Raw genomic sequence first — 18,693 nt, forward strand, 5'->3', positions numbered from 1 at the left:
TGTCTTCAGATTCTGTGGGCGGGCGCCCTAAGACGCGCCGCCCATAACGACTTATTTAAGGTTACGCTAGCCCCGTTACGCGAGCTTCGCCTTGAGTTCGTCCGCGACGTTCTGCGGGACTTCGTCATAGTGCGAGAACTGCATGCTGTACTGGGCACGGCCCGAGGTGAAGCTGCGCAGCTCGTTGATGTAACCGAACATGTTGGCCAGCGGGACCATGGCTTCGACAACCTGTGCGTTGCCGCGGCTGTCGGTGCCCTGGATCTGGCCACGGCGGCTGTTCAAGTCGCCGATCACGTCGCCGAGATAGTCCTCGGGGGTGGTGACTTCAACCTTCATGACCGGTTCGAGCAGCTTGATTCCCGCCTTCTGCGCGATTTCGCGCATGGCGGCACGGCCGGCGATTTCGAACGCCAGCGCGCTCGAGTCGACGTCGTGGTACTTACCGTCGAGCAGTTCGATGTCGAAGTCGATGATCGGGAAGCCGATGAGCGAACCGGTTTCGGCGGTCTCGCGCATGCCCTTCTCGACCGAGGGGATATATTCCTTCGGAACGTTACCGCCCTTGACGTTGTCGGTGAAGGTGATGCCCGCGCCGCGCTCGCCCGGCGTGACCTGGATCTTGACCTCGGCGAACTGGCCCGAACCACCCGACTGCTTCTTATGGGTGTAGTTCAGTTCGGCCGCCTTCTTGAGCGATTCGCGATAGGCCACCTGCGGCGCACCGACGTTCGCTTCGACCTTGAACTCGCGCTTCATGCGATCGACGAGGATGTCGAGGTGAAGTTCGCCCATGCCCTTGATGATGGTCTGGCCCGATTCATGGTCGGTCGAGACGCGGAACGAGGGATCCTCGGCGGCCAGGCGGTTGAGCGCGATGCCCATCTTTTCCTGGTCGGCCTTGGTCTTGGGTTCGACCGACAGCTCGATGACGGGATCGGGGAATTCCATCCGCTCGAGGATGATCGGCGCGCGTTCGGCGCACAGCGTGTCCCCGGTGGTGGTGTCCTTGAGGCCCGCGATGGCGACGATGTCGCCGGCATAGGCCTCTTCGATGTCCTCGCGGTTGTTCGAGTGCATGAGCAGCATGCGCCCGATCTTTTCCTTCTTGTCCTTCACGGTGTTGAGCACCGAGCCCTTGGAGAGCTTGCCCGAGTAGATGCGGGCGAAGGTGAGCGAGCCGACGAACGGGTCGTTCATGATCTTGAAGGCGAGCGCGGCGAAGGGTTCTTCGTCGCTCGAGGGACGCTTGGCGGTCTCTTCGGTGTCGGGGATGACACCTTCGATGGCCGGAACGTCGATCGGGCTCGGCATATATTCGACGACGGCGTCGAGCAGGGGCTGGACGCCCTTGTTCTTGAACGCCGAGCCACACAGCACCGGCACGAAGGCGCGCGCCAGCGTGCCCTTGCGGATGAGCTGCTTGAGGGTGGCGGTATCGGGCTGTTCGCCTTCGAGATAGGCCATCATCGCATCGTCGTCCTGTTCGACGGCGAGCTCGACGAGCTTCTCGCGATACTCATTGGCCTTCTCGACCATGTCCTCGGGAATGTCGGTATATTCAAACTTGGCGCCGAGGCTTTCGTCGGCCCAGACGATACCGCGCATCTCGACGAGGTCGACGATGCCCTTGAGCTGGTCTTCCACGCCGATCGGCAGCGCGAGGACGAGCGGGGTCGCGCCGAGGCGCTCGACGATCGAGTTCACGCAATAGTAGAAGTCGGCACCGGTGCGGTCGAGCTTGTTGATGAAGCACATCCGCGGAACCTTGTACTTGTCCGCCTGGCGCCACACGGTTTCCGACTGCGGCTCGACGCCGGCAACGCCGTCGAACACGGCCACGGCACCGTCGAGCACGCGGAGCGAACGCTCGACTTCGATGGTGAAGTCGACGTGACCCGGGGTGTCGATGATGTTGATGCGGTGCTCTTCGCCGCCGTCGACCTTCCAGAAGGTGGTGGTAGCAGCCGACGTGATCGTGATCCCGCGCTCCTGCTCCTGCTCCATCCAGTCCATGGTGGCGGCGCCGTCATGGACTTCGCCGATCTTGTAGGACTTGCCGGTGTAGTAAAGGATACGCTCGGTCGTGGTCGTCTTACCGGCGTCGATGTGCGCCATGATACCGATGTTGCGGTAGCGCTCGATGGGATGGCTGCGGGCCATGGGATCAGTCTCCGAAGGTCATGGGGTGGCCGCTATCAAGCGACCCCCCGTTACAATTTAAATGCGGACTACCAGCGATAATGGCTGAAGGCGCGGTTCGCTTCCGCCATGCGGTGCGTATCCTCGCGCTTCTTGACCGCGTTACCGCGATTCTGGCTCGCGTCCATCAGCTCGCCCGACAGGCGGGCGGCCATGGTCTTCTCGGGACGCGAACGCGCGGCACCGATGAGCCAGCGGATGGCGAGCGCCTGGGCGCGGTCCGGACGGACCTCGACGGGCACCTGGTAGGTGGCACCACCGACGCGGCGCGAACGCACTTCGACGGCCGGCTTGATGTTGTTGAGGGCGTCGTGGAAGACGGCCAGCGGGTCGTTCTTCATGCGCGCTTCGACATTGTCGAGGGCACCGTAGACGATACGCTCGGCGACCGACTTCTTGCCGTCGAGCATGACCGAATTCATGAACTTCGACAGGACCAGATCACCGAACTTGGGATCGGGAAGGATGACGCGCTTCTCAGGGCGACGACGACGGGACATAGGAAATTCCTTTTCTGTTCCACCGGCCCGCGGCCCGACCCCTGTCGGACCATCGTTGCGAGCGGCGGACGATCAACCTGGTTCCGGACGGGCGATGCCGGCCGGACGCTGGAGCGCTTACTTGGGACGCTTGGCGCCGTACTTCGAACGGCTCTGACGGCGGTCCTTGACGCCCTGCGTGTCGAGCACGCCGCGCAGCACGTGGTAGCGCACGCCCGGAAGGTCGCGCACACGGCCGCCGCGGATCAGCACGACGCTGTGCTCCTGCAGGTTGTGGCCTTCACCCGGGATGTAGCTGATGACTTCGCGGCTGTTGGTCAGGCGGACCTTGGCCACTTTACGAAGCGCCGAGTTCGGCTTCTTCGGGGTCGTCGTGTAGACGCGGGTGCAGACGCCGCGCTTCTGCGGGTTCTGTTCCATCGCAGGGACCTTCGACTTGGCCTTCTGGATGGTGCGACCCTTGCGGATCAACTGGTTAATCGTGGGCATGAAGCCTTCACCTTTCAATTTGCCGGGCAGTCCCCGGCGGTTACTTTGCCCCAACAGGCATAAGCGGAGCGCCCACCCCGTCTGGCGGGGAGGCCTCCGCAACACTTGTCGAGAGCAATGTTCAGCTCTGTCCGATCGGGCCGACGACAAGAATCGCCATCCGCCCCGGACGAGCGCGCCTTTAGAGGAGCCTGTGCCCAGCGTCAATGCCGCGAGCGGTGGACCGTGTCCTCCCCGAGCGGGACCTCCGCGCCGCCTCCAAGCAGCGGGCCGGGTCCGTACGGGCGCACCGGTCCGGGTGCCAGCCCACGCCCCTTCGCGCCTCGCCCACGCCGTGCTTCGAGGTCGGCGACCAGCGCGCGCAGCCGGCGATGCACCATCTCGCCGCGACGGCCATAGCCCTCGCCCGCCGTGCGCATCAGGCCGCGGATGGCCTGCATCCGCTCGACATCCTTGGTAGAGAGCTGTCCCATCGCCTGCAGGTGGCGCATCAGGTCCAGCGCATGCTCGCACAGGGCGGCATCCGCCCTCGCGAAAACGGTCGCGATCAGCGTCTCGCGCTCGGGGTCGCCGAGAGGAGGTGACATGCCGGCAAGGTCATGGCGCGGGAACATGCCCCTTCGCTAGCATGGACGCCGGCACGCCCCGATCACTGTTCGACGAACGGGCCTATTGCTTCTGGCAGGTGGTTTCCTCGCCGCTGGTGCCGCGCCACATGGCTTCATCGCCATTGTCCCAGAAGATCTCGCCATCGGGACCGACATAGCGCGCGCCCGAGGCGGTCGCCTCGCGGGTCAACTGCTCGACTTCGGAAGTGCCGCGCCCGCGTTCCTCGACCGTCACCGAGGTGCTGCCGTCGAAATCGACGAACAGCGTCCGGCCGTTGTCGCAGATATAATAGACGCGCCCGTCGGGCGCATCGACACCGCTGTCATAGATGCCGTCGTCGCCATCGGAGGCGCAGGCGGTGATGAGGAGGGCAAGGGGAACTGCAGCCACGAACGAGATCTTCATGCATTCTCTCCCGTCAGAAATTGATGCATATCATTAGCGCCTGTTGCATCGGCGCGGCAATCGCCGCACCATCGTCAAATCGCGGTTTTCGGACGTTTCGACGCCTTTCAAGGCAGCGGCGCGGCGCGGGAACGGTGGCCAGCCGTCATGCGTCCTGCCCCGTGATGACGCTTTACCTCGTCCTCCTGCCCGACGGTGTCACGGTCGATTTCGCCGCTGATGCGCACCCGCTCGGCCCCGACATCTGGCTCGTGCGCACGGGCCGCGACCGCTCGCGCCTCTTCCACGACCTGCGCGACCAGTTCGCCCGCGGCCTCCCCCTGATGGTCGCCCCGCTAGAGGACAGCCGCGAGGGCTGGCCAAAGTTCAAGCATCTCGCCCCCGGCGCGCTGGCATGGCTGCGCGAGGAAAAGGGCTGAGCGCCCGCCTCAGTCCTTCGGCTCGAGCGCCCAGGGCACCATCCGGTCGACCGGCTCGCCGCCCTTGATGACACCCTCGACCGCCTCGAGGACGGTGACATCGACAAGCGGATCGCCCGCCACCGCAACCATGTCGGCATAGCGCCCGACGGCGATCGCGCCGACGTCATCCTCGCGCCCGAGCGCCTGTGCGGCATTCCATGTCGCCGCGCGGATCGCCTCCAGCGGGGTCATGCCATAGTCGACCATTACCGCGAACTGGCCGGGCACCCAGTTGGGCGGCATCACGCCGACATCGCTGCCGAACACCATCCCCACGCCCGCCTCGTGCGCGGCGCGGAAATTGTCGCGCTGCGCCTGCGCGATCTCGCGATCCTTGCGCAAATTCTCGGGTAGCGTGCCCGTGCTGGTGCCCATCGCCTGCGTGTAATCGGTATTGCGGATATCCATCGAGAACCAGACGGGGCGATCGCGCTCGACGGCCATGCGGATGCCCTCGGCATCGACGAGGCTGGCATGTTCGATCGTGTCGATGCCCGCCGCGATGGCGCGCTTGATGCCCTCGGCACCATGGGCGTGGGCGGCGGCCTGCAGGCCCCACTGGTGCGCCTCATCGGCGATCGCCTTGAGCTCCTCGACCGACAGCTGGGGCTGCCCCGGTTCGGTGTTGAGCGAGAAGACCCCGCCGGTGGCGCACACCTTGATGACCTCGGCGCCATATTTGCGCTGGTGCCGGACCTGGAATTTCAACTCGTCCGGCGTGTCGCCGATGCCCTCGGCCTTCTCGTCCCCGGCAAGGCTCGGCGGCAGGAAGGAGCTGTCGCAATGCCCTCCGGTGGCGCCGAGCGAATAGCCCGCGGGCACGATACGCGGGCCGATCACATAGCCATCCTCGATCGCCTGCTTGAGGCCCACCCCGATGCGGTCGCGGCTGCCGACCATGCGCACGGTGGTGAAGCCGAGCTCGAGCATCGCCTGCGCGGTCGGCACGCTGGTCACCGCCCAGAAGCTGTCGGTCTTCTGGTAGCGCCGGTAGCCGCGGATGTCGGCGGGCGCGGCGAAATGGACGTGCATGTCGATGAGGCCCGGCAGCAGCGTCTTGCCCGGATAGGTCCAGACCGTATCGCCCGCCCGCGCGGTGAGCGCCTCGCCTTCCTCGAGCCGGTCGATCGAGACGATGCGCCCGTCCTCGCCGACGCGGATCACCGGATTGTCGACATAGCGCCCCGCCTCGACATCGAGGTAGCGTTCGGCGGTGATGTAGGTGTCGGCATGAGCAGCCTGCGGCAGCACGAAGGCGGCGGCCGCGGCGAGGATGGCAAGGCGCATGGATGGTCCCCTTTCGCCACCGACCCTAGCGGCGCGCCGCGCGCCCGCAAGTCAATCCTTCAGCGGATCGTGCCCCCAGTTCATGAGGCTGTAGCGCCAGTCCGAATGCTTGACATCGCTGTCGGGCCCCTGCGCGCAGTGGCGATGCACATAGCCGATAACCTTTTCCATATGATCGTGATCGGCATCGGTGAGTTCATCGACATTCTTGCGCCTGATCTCGACAATCCGCCGCCCCGAGCGATGCCCCGTGCTCTCGCCGCTGCCATTGTCGCCGACCGATTTCGATTCCTCGGTGTCGAGCCATTCCTCGAGCTCGGACGGGCTCATGTTGACGACGTCGCGAAATTCCTTGCGGATCTCGACGCGATCCTTCTCGTCACTGTCACTCATGCACGCTCTCCTTCGCCCCTCGAACGGACGAAGGCAGGCCGGGGTTCAGGCGGACTTCCGGCCGAAGCGCATCGCCCGCTCGATCTCCGGCGCGCGCACTGCCGCGACCACCGCTGCGGGCGCCGCCACGACAGGCTCCGCCTCGCGAACGGCCTCCGCATCCTGCCGGGCCGCTGCGGCCTTTTGCCGCTCCTTCTTGTAGCGCTCGATTGCCTCGTCGGCCTCATAGTCGACGAAAGTCTTCTTCGCCTCGCCGTCGGCATCGTCGCTGAACAGCCTGGCGGTCTCGCTGCCGAGGTCGATCAGCGTCGGGAGTGCCAGCAGCAGCAGGGCGCCGCCCAACGCGGCAATGATCGCGCGCATGTTACCGACGACGCCCTCGTCGCTGCCGAGGAAGATGAGCCCGACCGCGCCAAGCATGGCGATGCCGGTCACGGTGCGAATGGGGGTAAGGCTGTTCCGGTCCATGACCCTGCGTTAAACCGCCGCCGCCCTACCGTTGGGTAACCGTGCAGCGTTAAGCGCATATTAGTCTTGTCGAGCAGCGCCCTCGTTGCCCGTGCCGGAGGCCTCCTGCGCCTCCGCCTCCGCCTTGGCCTTCGCCGCGATCGCCGCCGCCTCGGCCGCGGCCTGGCTGTTGACCGTGACGAGCTTGGGCCGCGCGCCCGTCTCGGGCACGACCAGCCACAAGGCGCCAAGGTCGAAGAAAGCGCCCTTGTCGGGGATCACCGTCATCTCCTCGAGCGCGAGGCTGCGCATCCGCTCGAGCGTGCGTTCGGTGAACACTTCCTCGAAAGCCTCCTCGAGCGCCTTTGCCTCGGTCAGTTCGCGCGTCGTGCCGTCCTCGGTGATGAACAGGAGCGGGATGCCGGCTTCGGCCAGCGTCGCCGCGCGGTCGCCGCTGGTCGCGGCATCGCGCAACGCCTTCAGCGTCTTCTCGAACTGCGAGGCGCTGGTGGCGGTGGCGCAGCTGATCGCCCCGCCCTCGGCCTCGTCATGGTCGCGATCGTAGGTGCGCTCGTCATCGCCGCCGAAATCGCCCGCCGCCTCGCGCGCTTCCCAGATGAAGAGGAGGCAGTCCTCGGCGGCCGAAGAGCCGGGGGCGACCTTCTCGCCGTCGACCTGCGCTTCATCGAGTGCCTGCATGGCGGGGCTCTCGGCCTCCTGGCAGGCGCCGAGTGACAGGAGCGCTGCGATGCACAGCCATTCAGCTCTCACGCGGATCACCATAATCGCCTTTCTCGAAAATGCGCCGCCGGCGCTCGGAGCGGTTGACCAGCCCGCCCGCCCGCTTGCCGTCGCGTGCCTTTGTATAATTCAGTTCGCGCGCCGCCGCCGCATAGTCGCGTCGCGCCAGCGCATCGTTGAGCCGCGGGCTCTTGGTCGGCGAGACATTGCCCGGCCCGACATTGTAGGTGAGGTCGACCAGCGCATCGAATTCATTCTGGCTGAGCGGGGTATCCTTCGCGATGCGCCGCACCCCCTCCTCGGCCTCCTCGAGGTCTTTCTTGAGGAAATCGCGCATCTGCGCCTCGGTGATGCGGTCACCCACCCGCAGCCCGTCCTCGGGCCGCACGAGATGCCCCGCGCCGACCGTCGGCAGGCCGGTGATGTCGCGATAGACGACCAGCACCTTGCCCTCTTCCGCCTGGATCGCGTCGATAAGCTCGTCGGACACCTCGAGTTCCTCGGCAAGGAAGCGCTCGACCTCGTCGATCACCTCCTCGATTTCCTCGTCGACATCCTCCTCCAGCTCCTGGAGATTCTCGACAGGCGTCTCGCTGGCCGCGAAGAAGGCGACGAAGGGAGCGAGCAATTGCGACCGGCCGAGAAAGGGCATGAGGTCCTGGCGTGCAGTGGGAGATGCGGGGACTACGCACCGGCGACCGCGCCCGTTCCGACCGCTACCTGGCCGTAGCGATCAGATGTGCAGCACACGCCCCTCGGCCGAGAGCACCGACTCATGCATCATCTCGCTCAGCGTCGGATGCGCGAAGACCGTATTGATGAAGTCGGTCTCCACGAGCTCAGCGGTCTTGCCGATGGTATAGCCCTGGATGAGCTCGGTCACCTCGGCGCCGATCATGTGCGCGCCGAGGAGCTCGCCCGTCTCGGCGTCGAACACGGTCTTGATGAAGCCCTGCGTCTCGCCGAGCGCGATCGCCTTGCCGTTGCCGATGAAGGGGAATTTGCCGACCTTTACCTTGTGGCCGGCTTCCTTGGCCTTGGCCTCGGTCATGCCGACGGAGGCGACCTGCGGGTGGCAATAGGTGCAGCCCGGGATGTTGCGCACGTCCATCGCATGGGGATGCACGTCCTTGTTGCCCATTTCCTTGGCGATGGCCTCGACCGCGATGATGCCCTCGTGGCTGGCCTTGTGCGCGAGCCACGGCGGCGCGGTAACGTCGCCGATCGCCCAGATGCCCTTCACGTTGGTGCGGCACATTTCGTCGGTGTCGATATGGCCCTTGGTGGTCTTCACCTTGAGCTTCTCGAGCCCGATATTCTCGGTGTTGGGGACGATGCCGATGGCGACGATGCAGTGCGAGAACTGCTTCTTCTCGGTCTTGCCCTTGTCGTCCTTGATCTCGGCGGTGACGCCATTCTTGTCGGCCTTGAGGCTGTTGACGCCCGCCTTGGGCATGATCGTCATGCCCTGCTTCTTGAGCTGCTTCAAAAGTTCGGCCGAGATATCCTCGTCCTCGACGGGCACGATGCGGTCCATCATCTCGACCACGGTCACATTGGCGCCCATGTCGTTATAGAAGCTCGCGAACTCGATGCCGATCGCGCCCGAACCGATGACCAGCAGGTCCTTGGGCATGGCGGGCGGGGTCATGGCGGTGCGATAGGTCCAGATCTTGTCGCCATCGGCGGGCGCGAAGGGCAGGTCGCGCGCGCGGGCACCGGTCGCCACGATGATATGCTTGGCGCTGAGCTGCGTCTTCTTGCCGTCCTTCTCGACGGTGAGCTTGCCGGGCGCATCGATCGAGCCATTGCCCATGTGCACGTCGATCTTGTTCTTCTTCATCAGGCCGGTGACGCCCTGGTTGAGCTGTTTGGCCACCGCGCGGCTGCGTGCCACCACCTTTTCGAGGTCCATCGAGACGCCATCGGCCTTCAGCCCGAAGCTCTCGGCATGCTTCATGTGATGGAAGATCTCTCCCGAACGCAGCAGCGCCTTCGTGGGAATGCAGCCCCAGTTCAAACAGATGCCGCCCAGATTCTCGCGCTCGACGATCGCGGTCTTGAGGCCCAGCTGCGATGCCCGGATCGCCGCGACATAGCCGCCGGGGCCGCTTCCAAGGACGATGAGGTCGTAATTGTTGGACACGGGGGCTGCTCCTTCGAAAAATGCTTGAGGTGCCGGTTAGCTGCCCAGCCGTGGAGCGACAAGTCCCCTACAGGCCAAGCACCGTCAGCCCGGCATAGAGAAGGCCGAAGAACAGGCCGGTCACGCCGAGAAAGCCGATGCTCCAGAAGAATTTGCTCCATTCGTCCATCTTCACCTTGAAGATCAGCGCCCAGATGGTCAGCAGCGCGCGCGGCACGATCAGCCAGATGGTCATGCCGACCATCCCGCCGATCGGATATTTGAGCCACGGGCTGTCGGGCAGGATGCCGGCAGCGAACCCCGTCTCGATCGGCACGAAGCCGAGCGCGAGGAAGAAGGCCATGAATGTGCCGATCATGAAGGCCCGCGCGCCATTGCCGCTGCGCCCCTGCGCCCCCAGCGCCGCGAAGGGGGTGGCCAGCAGGATCGGCTTGATGAACATGCCGATGTCGCCCGCGGGCGGGTCGGCCAGCGCGATGGCCCAGCAGGCCATGGCGGTGAGATAGCCCGACGCGCCCGTCATCATGAGCTTGGTGCAACCGTCCATCCCCCCTTCCGAATGGCGGAAGGCGAGGATCGACCAGGCGAGCCCGACCGCCGCCCCGATCGCCCAGCCCGCCAGCGGCAGCGGAATGGCCAGCAGCACCGGCAGGAAGAAGAGCGAAACGAAGGCGGCAAGCCCCGCGGGGATGCCGATAAGGATGATGGTGCCGACCAGCGCCTCGTGCACGCTGTTCATCGAGAAGGCTTTCTTCCCGACCAGCGCGCCGATCCCGTAGATGAGCATATAGGCGGCGATCACGGTTGCCAGCGCGCTGCCCGCGATCTGCGGGACGATCTCGCCCATCTCGAGGCCGCTCACGCGCGAACCAGCCCCGTCTTGCGCGCCAGCCATTCGGTACTGCGCCAGACCAGCCCCCAGATCGCGCCGAGCACGGCCCAGACGCTCATCGCCCCCCAGAACATCGAGCCATGTTGGGCAATGTTACGCGCCAGCGTCCCCAGGCTGTCGGTCCAGGCACCGATGACGAGGACGCTGATGATCGACAGGCTCGCGCCCAAAAGCGGCACGACGACATTCTTGAGCGCCGGCGCGCCCAGCCGGTCGAGCAGCATCTCGGCGGGAACGAACAGGACGAGCGCACCCACGATCGCGGGGATCGCGCCGATGAACGGAAAGATGAGGATCATCGCATCCTCGGGCGTGCTGCTGGCCGCGATATAGAGAAAGAAGGGTGCGCAGAAGATGCCGAAGCTCACCACGACCCGCGCCAGTGTCAGACCCAATACGCCACTCCCCCCATGCTCCGCCCCCCGGAGCCCCGCCATCATGGCGGGACCGGCGGGCAGGTCAAGCGCGGGGCATGCGCCTCAGCTATGCCAGGCGAACAGGCTCTTCAGCCCGAAGGCGGTGAGCGCCATCACCGGCGCGGAGAAGAGGAGGCCCGGCGAACTGGCAAGCGGCTGGATCGTGCCGATGCTCGCCACGCTTCTCATCCACACGCCCTGCGGCCCGCCGAAGAACATCGGCAGCGCGACCCCGAGGACCGCCCCGATTAAGATGCAAGTGGTTAATTTCATTACCGTCCCCTTTGTCTCCCTGCGCGGAAAAATGCGGTCGGAACGGTAAAGAAAGGATGAAGCGGGCCTCAGCCGCGCACCGGCCGCTTCCTGTTGTCGGCAGTGGTCGCGACGAAGGTGAAGGTGCCGCTGGCGACGTCGAATTCGCGCTCGCCGTCACGCTCGCGCCCCTTGGCAACGGCGCGGATGGTCATCGAGGTCGTGCCTTCCTCGAGGAGCTCGGCAAAGACCGACAGCTCGTCTCCGACCTCCATCGCCCCCGGAAAAGCGAGCTCGTTGGCGGCCACGACCACCGCCTTGCCCTTCGAATGCCGCGAGGCGAGCGAGCCCGCCGCCAGCGCCATCTGGCTCATCAGCCAGCCGCCGAAGATCCCGCCATAGGGATTGGTGTCGGCCGGCATGGCAGTGACGCGGATAAGGGGGACATCATCGGTCATTCTTCAACTTTCGATAAAAGGCATGGCGCCACATCTTCGTGCCCCAGCGCCCGGCAAGCAAGCCGAGCCAGATCGAAAAGGCGATCCGGCTCGCCGCATTCCAGTTGCCCGGGATAAGGTCGCGCGTCGGCTCCAGCCAGGGCAGCGGCATGCCGAAGGCCCAGCCTGCGGTGAGGGCGGCTGCCAGCATGCCCGACAGCCAGCCGTGCGTCCGCCTCGGCCAGCGTCGCCCCGTCCATTCGAGCAGGAGGAAGGGGATCTGGCTCAGGGGCACGATGACGAAGGCGATGCCGAACACCGCCCAGATATGGAAACCGCCGAAACCTGCCAGCGCCAAGCCCACGAAGGGCGCGATCAGCGCTTCGCGAAGATTATCGCTCAGGAGCACAAGCTCCACTATGTAGGTCGCCAGCCCCAGCACCACCCCGATGCCGAGCGACGGCAATCCGAAGGCAGTGATGAAGCGCGTGAGCCAGTTCAACGGCCCGCGCCCCTCGGCCAGCGTGTCGAGGACCCCCATCGATAAGGAGACCACACCCCGCCCTTGGGAAAGGACTTCACGATTTTATAGACCGGATCCTTGCCGACCTTGGGTACGGTGGGACGCGGCATCGGCTAACGCATCCCTGTCGGCCGATCCGCGCGGGCGGGCGCGAACTGCCGGCTCATTTCGTCACCTTGAATTCGGGCCCCTTGAGGCGCTTGCCCGTCGCTTCGCGGATATTCGCGCACAACGCATCGGCGTGCCGTCGCGTGGTCAGGTAGACGAAGTCGAAGATGCGCTCGAACGGCAACTCGACTTCGACGCGTGCGATCGTGTCGGACAGGTCCGACGGCTTTCGATAGACGAACGTGTCGAGATGGGGTTCGCCGACCACGCTGTCGCCGCGCAGGTGGAAAGAGTCGTTCCCCACGGCCGAATAGGTCCATTCAATCCAGTCGATGCCGTAGATTTCGGCACCGTCCTGCGGTGGTCCGCCTTGCTTGAACGAGCCCTTCGCCTCCTCGCCCTCCAGTCGACACTTCCCCTCGCCCGCGAGAATCGCGGCGGCAAGAAAGTCGTGCGGCAGGGCCACGCTGGTACTGCCGAAATGTACCATCTCGACGTTGCAGCCGATGCGAATATCTCGTGGGGCGGAGGCCTTGCCGTCCCTGATAGAAACTATCGTTCCAGGCACTCGATCATTGGCAATCTGGCTGAACCCGGTCGCGAGGAAGCGGAACGCTTCCCCCAGCAGCCTCGCATCGTCCCTCGCCCCCACGACATCCCCTTCATCACGCTACAAGCCGTCTCCCGCATCCTAGCCAGTCGCGGATGCGGCCGCCAGCCGCGATCAGATGCTGCCGAGGTGGGGCACGATGAAGATCACCGGGACGAGCAGGAGCAGCCCGACCGCCATTCGCCGCTTCGTCGGTCGAAACAGCAGCATGAGCCCGAGGACGACCGAGGCCACGCCGCCGCTTCCCAGCGCCCCCGTCAGCGCGAGGACGGACGGGTCCATCGCCGCGAGGTAGGACAGGAAACCGAAGGCCACGAAGCCCGCGAAATAGGCCATCGACCCGAGCAGCAGCAAAAGCCCCTGCAGCGCCCCGATCGCCCGCATGGGGCCTTACGCCACCAGCGCCATCGGATTCTCGACCAGCTTCTTGAACGCAGCCATGAACTTCGCCCCGTCCGCACCGTCGATGGCGCGGTGGTCGAAGCTGCCGGTGGCGCTCATGACGGTCGCGATCTGGACGCTGTCGTCGATGATATAGGGGCGCTTCTCGCCCGCGCCGACCGCGAGGATCATCGCCTGCGGCGGGTTGATCACCGCGTCGAACGACTTGATGCCGAACATGCCCATGTTGGAGATGGACGCCGTGCCGCCCTGATACTGGTGCGGCTGGAGCTTACCTTCCTTGGCGAGGCCCGCGAGCTCCTTCATGCCGGTCGAAATCGACGACAGCGAACGCTCGTTGGCATTCTCGATGATCGGGGTGATGAGCCCGCCGTCGATCGAAACGGCGACCGAGATGTCGGCGCGGCTGTACTTGATCAGGTTCGACCCAGCGAAGCTGACGTTGCACTCGGGCACTTCGAGCAATGCCAGCGCCTGCGCCTTGATCAGCATGTCGTTGACGCTGAGCTTGACGCCGCGATCCTCGAGGCTCTTGTTGAGCTGGCTACGCAGCTTCAGCAGCGCATCGAGCTGGATGTCGACGGTGAGGTAGATGTGCGGGATCTGCTGCTTCGCCTCGGTCAGGCGGCGCGCGATCGTCTTGCGCATGTTCGACAGCTTCTCGACCTCGTGCGGAATATCGAGCGGTTCGACCTCGGCCGGCGCGGCGGCGGGCGCGGGCGCGCTCGCGGCGGGCGCGGCGGCAGCGGCCTTGGCGCCGCCCTTGCCCGCGGCGGCATCCACGTCGGCGCGCACGATGCGGCCGTTGGGGCCCGAGCCGGTCAGCGTCGACAGATCGATGCCCTGCGCTTCGGCGAGACGACGCGCCAGCGGGCTCGCCTTGATGCGGCTGCCGTCCGACTTGGGCGCGGCAGGCGCCACGGCCTTGCTCTCGGGCGCGGGCGCGCTGTCGCGGCCATAGCCCTTGTCGGGCGTGGGCGCGGCTTCGGGGGCCGACTTGGCTTCGGGCGCAGCGCTGGAGACATCGCCCACTTCCTCGCCCTCTTCGCCGATCATCGCGATGACGGTGCCGACCGCGACCCCGTCCGTGCCTTCCTCGACGAGGATCTTGAGGAGCGTGCCTTCATCGACCGCCTCGAATTCCATCGTCGCCTTGTCGGTTTCGATCTCGGCGAGGATATCGCCCGAACTGATCGCATCACCCTCTTTCACGAGCCATTTGGCCAGCGTGCCTTCTTCCATCGTCGGCGACAGGGCGGGCATCTTCAGTTCGGTCGGCATTGGGGTCTCCTTGGGTGTTGAAGCGCTCAAAGCGAACCACCCGTTCCCCGTCAAGCCTTGCATGGCGGCTCCAATTGGGTCAGCACTCTTTTTCGGAGGGGAAAATGGACCAGCATTATCTCGTGATCGTCAACGAGAGCGACGAAGCCAAGGTCGCCCTGCGCTTTGCTGCCAAGCGTGCGCGCAACACCGATCGCGGTGTCGAGGTGCTCGCCATCGTCGAGCCGCAGGAGTTCGTCTCCTGGGGCGGCGTGCAGGCCGCGATCGAGGAAGAGGACATGCACCGCGTCGAGGCGGCCATCGCCGTCACCGTCGGCGAGATCGTCGAGGCGAGCGGCATCAAGCCCACCATCACCATCAGGCAAGGCGACCCCGTGAAGGTGATCAAGGAGATCATCGGCGAGCGCGATGACATCGCCGCGCTGGTGCTGGGTGCAGCGCCCGGCAAGAATCCCGGGCCCATCGTCAAGCATTTCACCGGCGAAGGCGCCGGCGACCTTCCCTGCCCCGTCCTCCTCGTGCCCGGCGGGATGGACGATGAACGGATCGAACTGCTCGCCTAGACGCGCCCCCCCATCCGTCATCCCAGCGAAGGCTGGGATCCATGCCAACCCGCTGCGAAAACCTGTCCTTACATGGGCCCCAGCCTTCGCTGGGGCGACGAGATGAATTGCGGTGAGGGTTAGGCGCGGATCGTGACGCTACGCCGGCTCGTTCTTCCGTCAAAGGAGAATAAGCATGACCAAGCGTACGATTCCGATGTCGCAGCTGCGCGAGCAGAAGGAACTCAACGACACCGGCGAAGGCATGCCGCTCAGCCTCGGCAGCGGCGGCTATGGCGGCACCGCCGAGACCGTCGAACCCGATGTGGAGGATGTGAACGAGGAAGAGGAGTAAGCGCCTAGAGCGCCGCTTCCAGCGCCCGCACCAGCTTCTCGCAGCCTGCCTCGTCCTCGGCGTCGAACCGCGCCGGGCTCGGGCTGTCGAGGTCGAGCACGCCGAACAGCTCGCCGTCCTTCATGATCGGCACCACCAGCTCCGAGCGGCTCGCCGCGTCGCAGGCGATATGGCCGGGAAAGGCGTGCACGTCCTCGACCCGCTGCGTCTCGCGGCTCTCGGCCGCCGCGCCGCACACGCCCTTGCCGAAGGGAATGCGGATGCAGGCCGCGCGCCCCTGGAAGGGCCCCAGCACCAGCGTGCCCTCGACGTTGCGATAGAAGCCTGCCCAATTGAGATCGCCGAGCTGCTCCATGATGAGCGCGGCGGCATTGGCCATGTTGGCGACCTGGTCGGGCTCGCCCGCGACGAGGCTTTCGAGCGCCTTGGCCAGTTCGTCATAGAAAGCGGCCTTGGTCCCCGCCTCGATCTTGAAGTCGTACATTTTCGTCCTCTTTCCCGTCATCCCGGCGGAGGCCGGGATCCATGTCCCCGAGAATCGTCTCCACGGCATGGGCCCCAGCCTGCGCTGGGGCGACGTCCTTAATAATCCACTTTCCCGCGCATCTTCTTCACCGCGCCGCGCTTGACCTTGCTGTCGGTGCGCCGCGCCTTGGCGGCGCGGCTCGGCTTGGTCTTCCTGCGCCGCTTGGGCTCGACATGGGCCTTGGCGATCATCTCGGCAAGACGGCTACGCGCCTCGCGCCGATTGTCCTCGCGGCTGCGCGAGCCCTTGGCGGTGATGACGAGGGCGGCGCGATCCTTGGTGACCTTCGATCCGGCGATGTGGCGGAGCCGGTTGAGCACCCGCCCGCTGAGGCCCAGCGCATAGAGGTCGACCCGCATCTGCACGCCCGTCTCGGTCGTATTGGCATGCTGCCCGCCGGGGCCGGAGGCGGCGAGATAGCTTTCCTCCAGCGCCTCTTCGGGGATCGATACGTCCTCGGGCTTCATCAGCTCGACACGCCCGCAAAGGCGGCCCATTCGCCGAAATGCTCGGGCAGCGGCGCTTCCAGCTTGATCGTCTTGCCCTTGGGGCGCGGCACTTCGAGGCGGTGCGCGTGGAGCAGCATCGGCCCGCCCGGGAAGCCATAGACACGGTCGCCGACGATCCCAGCGCCCAGCCCCTCGCGCGCATGCACGCGGATCTGGTGGGTGCGCCCTGTCGCGGGGACGAATTCGACCAGCGTGCGGCCGCCCTCCTCGTGCAGCTTCTTCCAGTTGGTCACCGCGGGCTTGCCCTTGGGATCGGCGACCATGCGCCAGCCCGCTTCCTCGCTCGACACTTTCGAAAGCGGCAGGTCGATGACGCCCGCATCGCCCTCGACCGGTCCGCCGAGCACGGCGACATAGCGCTTGCGCACTTCGTGGCGCTCGAAGGCGGCCTGCACCCATTTGCGCGCCGGCGGGTTGCGCGCGAGCAGCAGGCAGCCCGACGTGTCCTGGTCCAACCGGTGCATGATCGCGGGCAGGCGCTTGTAGCCCTGTTGCAGCTCGCGCAGCCGCCGCTCGACCGAATCACCCCCGCGGCGGGGGGTGTCGACGGGCAAACCGGCGGGTTTGTCGATGGCGACGACGGCAGCGTCGATAAAAATGATGCGCGATTCCAGGTCCATGGCGCCCCCGTATCGACCCGCGGCTCCCTAGGGAAGAGGCGGGCTTCCTCCATTATGAGTCTTTTTCGCCACAGGACGGATCGTAAATGGCTCGCGTTAACCTTTATGACTTTGTTAACTTTTCCGAGTCAGATACGGAATGGTTAATGGACGCTTAGACGACGTTAAGCGCCGGTTACTTTTAGGTTTGGTAAACGCCCTTAACGACGGACTAATCGGGGGAATTACTTATGCGAGTACTGCTGATCGAGGATGACGCCACCATCGCCAAGAGCATCGAGATGATGCTCTCGACGGAAGGCTTCAACACCTATGTCACCGATCTTGGCGAAGAAGGCCTCGATCTTGGCAAGCTCTATGATTACGATATCATCCTTCTCGACCTCAACCTGCCGGACATGCACGGCTATGACGTCCTGAAGAAGCTGCGCACCGCCAAGGTGCAGACCCCGGTCCTGATCCTGTCGGGCATCGGCGAGATGGACTCGAAGGTCCGTGCCCTCGGCTTCGGCGCCGACGATTATGTCACCAAGCCCTTCCACCGCGACGAGCTGGTGGCGCGCATCCACGCCATCGTCCGCCGCTCGAAGGGTCATTCGCAGTCGGTCATCCGCACCGGCAAGCTGGCGGTGAACCTCGATGCCAAGACGGTCGAAGTGGACGGCAACCGCGTCCACCTCACCGGCAAGGAATATGCGATGCTCGAGCTGCTTTCCCTCCGGAAAGGCACGACGCTCACCAAGGAAATGTTCCTCAACCACCTTTATGGCGGGATGGACGAGCCCGAGCTCAAGATCATCGACGTCTTCATCTGCAAGCTGCGCAAGAAGCTGTCGCTGGCCTGTGGCGGCGAGAATTACATCGAGACCGTCTGGGGCCGCGGCTACGTGCTGCGCGATGCCGAGGAAGACAAGGCGGCCGGCGAAGCCGCCGCGTAACAAGAGATACCATCCCGCTTTTCAGAGCGAGCGGGCAAGAGAGGGCGACGGTGCTTGGGAGGGCGCCGCCGCCCTTTTCTCGTTCCTAAAGCGTGCAGGTCATCGCGAAGCGGCGGAAGCTTTCATCGGCGATGGTCACTTCCTCCTCCGCCGTTACCGCGAACCCGCAGGCCGCAAACGCCGGCTGCGCCATCAGGCTGGCGTGCACGCTGATCTGCTCCATCCCCTGCGCGCGGCCTCTCTCGAGGATGCGCTCGAGCATCTGGCGGAACAGCCCCGTGCCCTGCGCCTTGGGGCGGATATAGGCGAAGTCGAGATAGGCGGTGTCGCGCTCGAGGCTCATGAAGCCCAGCACCTCGCCCGCCTCCTCGGCGATGACGATATCCTGCTTGGCGAGCCGTTCGCTCCATGCCGCCCCTTTGCGCGGCTCGGGCACCCAGGCGGCGCGCTGCTTTTCGGAATAGTGGCTGCGCCCGTTGCGCACCGCATCGTACATCACTTCGCCCAGCGTCTCGTCGTCTGCGGGCGTCGCCCGGCGAAAAGCGCGGCCCATGGCCCCCTCCCTCTATTGATTTCGAAAGGGCGCGCCTCTGTCCGAGCCG

General features: G+C 65.4%; 27 protein-coding genes. 4 read left to right on the forward strand and 23 right to left on the reverse strand.

The annotated features are described in order from the left end of the window. Positions 1 to 75 precede the first annotated feature (75 nt). The 5 genes from fusA to NUW81_RS04710 form a co-directional block, all read right to left on the reverse strand. Positions 76 to 2,163, reverse strand: coding sequence for an elongation factor G (fusA, locus tag NUW81_RS04690; protein ID WP_245110854.1), 2,088 nt, complete (start codon positions 2,161 to 2,163; stop codon positions 76 to 78). A gap of 68 nt (positions 2,164 to 2,231) precedes the next feature. Beyond that, complete coding sequence (gene rpsG / locus NUW81_RS04695) at positions 2,232 to 2,702, reverse strand: 30S ribosomal protein S7 (protein ID WP_245110857.1); 471 nt, start codon at positions 2,700 to 2,702, stop codon at positions 2,232 to 2,234. A gap of 117 nt (positions 2,703 to 2,819) precedes the next feature. Beyond that, positions 2,820 to 3,191 carry a 30S ribosomal protein S12 gene (gene rpsL, locus NUW81_RS04700; RefSeq protein ID WP_244382427.1) on the reverse strand — a complete coding sequence of 124 codons (372 nt, stop codon included), beginning with the start codon at positions 3,189 to 3,191 and terminating at the stop codon, positions 2,820 to 2,822. Between the two features lie 203 nt (positions 3,192 to 3,394). Then, positions 3,395 to 3,805, reverse strand: coding sequence for a hypothetical protein (locus tag NUW81_RS04705; RefSeq protein WP_245110859.1), 411 nt, complete (start codon positions 3,803 to 3,805; stop codon positions 3,395 to 3,397). Positions 3,806 to 3,860: 55 nt separating this feature from the next. After that, positions 3,861 to 4,205, reverse strand: a complete 345-nt coding sequence (locus tag NUW81_RS04710; RefSeq protein ID WP_245110861.1) for an MliC family protein — start codon at positions 4,203 to 4,205, stop codon at positions 3,861 to 3,863. A 164-nt stretch (positions 4,206 to 4,369) separates the two neighbouring features. On the opposite strand from NUW81_RS04710, the gene NUW81_RS04715 reads away from it, so the two are divergent. After that, positions 4,370 to 4,624: a hypothetical protein gene (locus NUW81_RS04715; RefSeq protein WP_245110863.1), complete on the forward strand. Its 255-nt coding sequence runs from the start codon at positions 4,370 to 4,372 to the stop codon at positions 4,622 to 4,624. Between the two features lie 9 nt (positions 4,625 to 4,633). On the opposite strand, the gene NUW81_RS04720 is transcribed toward NUW81_RS04715, so the two are convergent. The 14 genes from NUW81_RS04720 to NUW81_RS04785 all read right to left on the reverse strand — a co-directional run bounded on the left by NUW81_RS04720 (position 4,634) and on the right by NUW81_RS04785 (position 14,601). Then, entirely contained in the window at positions 4,634 to 5,953 is a 1,320-nt protein-coding gene (locus NUW81_RS04720) for a Xaa-Pro dipeptidase (protein ID WP_245110866.1), read from the reverse strand. A gap of 51 nt (positions 5,954 to 6,004) precedes the next feature. Continuing rightward, the gene (locus tag NUW81_RS04725) at positions 6,005 to 6,346 is read right to left on the reverse strand and encodes a DUF3140 domain-containing protein (RefSeq protein ID WP_245110870.1); all 342 of its coding nucleotides are present in this window, start codon (positions 6,344 to 6,346) and stop codon (positions 6,005 to 6,007) included. A 45-nt stretch (positions 6,347 to 6,391) separates the two neighbouring features. Further along, positions 6,392 to 6,814: a hypothetical protein gene (locus NUW81_RS04730; protein ID WP_245110872.1), complete on the reverse strand. Its 423-nt coding sequence runs from the start codon at positions 6,812 to 6,814 to the stop codon at positions 6,392 to 6,394. Positions 6,815 to 6,874: 60 nt separating this feature from the next. Beyond that, complete coding sequence (locus NUW81_RS04735; RefSeq protein ID WP_245110874.1) at positions 6,875 to 7,564, reverse strand: hypothetical protein; 690 nt, start codon at positions 7,562 to 7,564, stop codon at positions 6,875 to 6,877. Next, on the reverse strand, positions 7,554 to 8,186 hold the full coding sequence (locus NUW81_RS04740; RefSeq protein ID WP_245110877.1) for a lysozyme: 633 nt from the start codon (positions 8,184 to 8,186) through the stop codon (positions 7,554 to 7,556). Before NUW81_RS04740 ends, NUW81_RS04735 begins: the two co-directional genes overlap by 11 nt. Before the next feature lie 81 nt (positions 8,187 to 8,267). After that, positions 8,268 to 9,680, reverse strand: a complete 1,413-nt coding sequence (lpdA, locus tag NUW81_RS04745) for a dihydrolipoyl dehydrogenase (protein WP_245110879.1) — start codon at positions 9,678 to 9,680, stop codon at positions 8,268 to 8,270. 67 nt (positions 9,681 to 9,747) lie between these two features. Further along, positions 9,748 to 10,542, reverse strand: coding sequence for a hypothetical protein (locus tag NUW81_RS04750; protein ID WP_245110881.1), 795 nt, complete (start codon positions 10,540 to 10,542; stop codon positions 9,748 to 9,750). Next, positions 10,539 to 10,967, reverse strand: coding sequence for a hypothetical protein (locus tag NUW81_RS04755; protein WP_245110883.1), 429 nt, complete (start codon positions 10,965 to 10,967; stop codon positions 10,539 to 10,541). Before NUW81_RS04755 ends, NUW81_RS04750 begins: the two co-directional genes overlap by 4 nt. Positions 10,968 to 11,051: 84 nt before the next feature. Beyond that, positions 11,052 to 11,261, reverse strand: a complete 210-nt coding sequence (locus NUW81_RS04760; RefSeq protein WP_245110886.1) for a hypothetical protein — start codon at positions 11,259 to 11,261, stop codon at positions 11,052 to 11,054. A 68-nt stretch (positions 11,262 to 11,329) separates the two neighbouring features. Further along, a complete protein-coding gene (locus NUW81_RS04765; protein WP_245110888.1) occupies positions 11,330 to 11,698 on the reverse strand; it encodes an acyl-CoA thioesterase in 369 nt (122 codons plus the stop codon). Then, the gene (locus NUW81_RS04770) at positions 11,688 to 12,218 is read right to left on the reverse strand and encodes a hypothetical protein (RefSeq protein WP_245110892.1); all 531 of its coding nucleotides are present in this window, start codon (positions 12,216 to 12,218) and stop codon (positions 11,688 to 11,690) included. The genes NUW81_RS04765 and NUW81_RS04770 overlap by 11 nt, the downstream gene beginning before the upstream one ends. Positions 12,219 to 12,363: 145 nt before the next feature. Further along, the gene (locus tag NUW81_RS04775; RefSeq protein ID WP_245110894.1) at positions 12,364 to 12,960 is read right to left on the reverse strand and encodes a hypothetical protein; all 597 of its coding nucleotides are present in this window, start codon (positions 12,958 to 12,960) and stop codon (positions 12,364 to 12,366) included. A gap of 72 nt (positions 12,961 to 13,032) precedes the next feature. Next, positions 13,033 to 13,302, reverse strand: a complete 270-nt coding sequence (locus NUW81_RS04780; protein WP_245110899.1) for a hypothetical protein — start codon at positions 13,300 to 13,302, stop codon at positions 13,033 to 13,035. Positions 13,303 to 13,308: 6 nt separating this feature from the next. After that, positions 13,309 to 14,601, reverse strand: a complete 1,293-nt coding sequence (locus NUW81_RS04785) for a pyruvate dehydrogenase complex dihydrolipoamide acetyltransferase (RefSeq protein ID WP_245110903.1) — start codon at positions 14,599 to 14,601, stop codon at positions 13,309 to 13,311. A 104-nt stretch (positions 14,602 to 14,705) separates the two neighbouring features. Between NUW81_RS04785 and NUW81_RS04790 the strand changes: the two genes are divergently transcribed. Together NUW81_RS04790 and NUW81_RS04795 are read left to right on the forward strand one after the other, a co-directional pair. Continuing rightward, entirely contained in the window at positions 14,706 to 15,164 is a 459-nt protein-coding gene (locus tag NUW81_RS04790; RefSeq protein WP_245110907.1) for a universal stress protein, read from the forward strand. A gap of 175 nt (positions 15,165 to 15,339) precedes the next feature. After that, the gene (locus tag NUW81_RS04795; RefSeq protein ID WP_245110910.1) at positions 15,340 to 15,498 is read left to right on the forward strand and encodes a hypothetical protein; all 159 of its coding nucleotides are present in this window, start codon (positions 15,340 to 15,342) and stop codon (positions 15,496 to 15,498) included. A gap of 4 nt (positions 15,499 to 15,502) precedes the next feature. On the opposite strand, the gene msrC is transcribed toward NUW81_RS04795, so the two are convergent. The 3 genes from msrC to NUW81_RS04810 form a co-directional block, all read right to left on the reverse strand. Beyond that, positions 15,503 to 15,982 (reverse strand): free L-methionine (R)-S-oxide reductase MsrC, encoded by a 480-nt coding sequence (gene msrC, locus NUW81_RS04800; RefSeq protein WP_245110914.1) that lies wholly within the window; start codon positions 15,980 to 15,982, stop codon positions 15,503 to 15,505. Positions 15,983 to 16,080: 98 nt separating this feature from the next. Continuing rightward, complete coding sequence (arfB, locus tag NUW81_RS04805) at positions 16,081 to 16,491, reverse strand: alternative ribosome rescue aminoacyl-tRNA hydrolase ArfB (protein WP_245110918.1); 411 nt, start codon at positions 16,489 to 16,491, stop codon at positions 16,081 to 16,083. Then, on the reverse strand, positions 16,491 to 17,153 hold the full coding sequence (locus NUW81_RS04810) for an RluA family pseudouridine synthase (RefSeq protein ID WP_245110921.1): 663 nt from the start codon (positions 17,151 to 17,153) through the stop codon (positions 16,491 to 16,493). The genes arfB and NUW81_RS04810 overlap by 1 nt, the downstream gene beginning before the upstream one ends. Before the next feature lie 230 nt (positions 17,154 to 17,383). Between NUW81_RS04810 and ctrA the strand changes: the two genes are divergently transcribed. Then, positions 17,384 to 18,091 (forward strand): response regulator transcription factor CtrA, encoded by a 708-nt coding sequence (ctrA, locus tag NUW81_RS04815; protein WP_245110923.1) that lies wholly within the window; start codon positions 17,384 to 17,386, stop codon positions 18,089 to 18,091. An 85-nt stretch (positions 18,092 to 18,176) separates the two neighbouring features. Here the strand turns inward: ctrA and NUW81_RS04820 are convergent, their stop codons facing one another. Next, positions 18,177 to 18,644: a GNAT family N-acetyltransferase gene (locus NUW81_RS04820; protein WP_245110925.1), complete on the reverse strand. Its 468-nt coding sequence runs from the start codon at positions 18,642 to 18,644 to the stop codon at positions 18,177 to 18,179. Between the last annotated feature and the right edge of the window lie 49 nt (positions 18,645 to 18,693).

This window comes from Sphingomicrobium aestuariivivum, assembly GCF_024721585.1.
GTDB lineage: Bacteria > Pseudomonadota > Alphaproteobacteria > Sphingomonadales > Sphingomonadaceae > Sphingomicrobium > Sphingomicrobium aestuariivivum.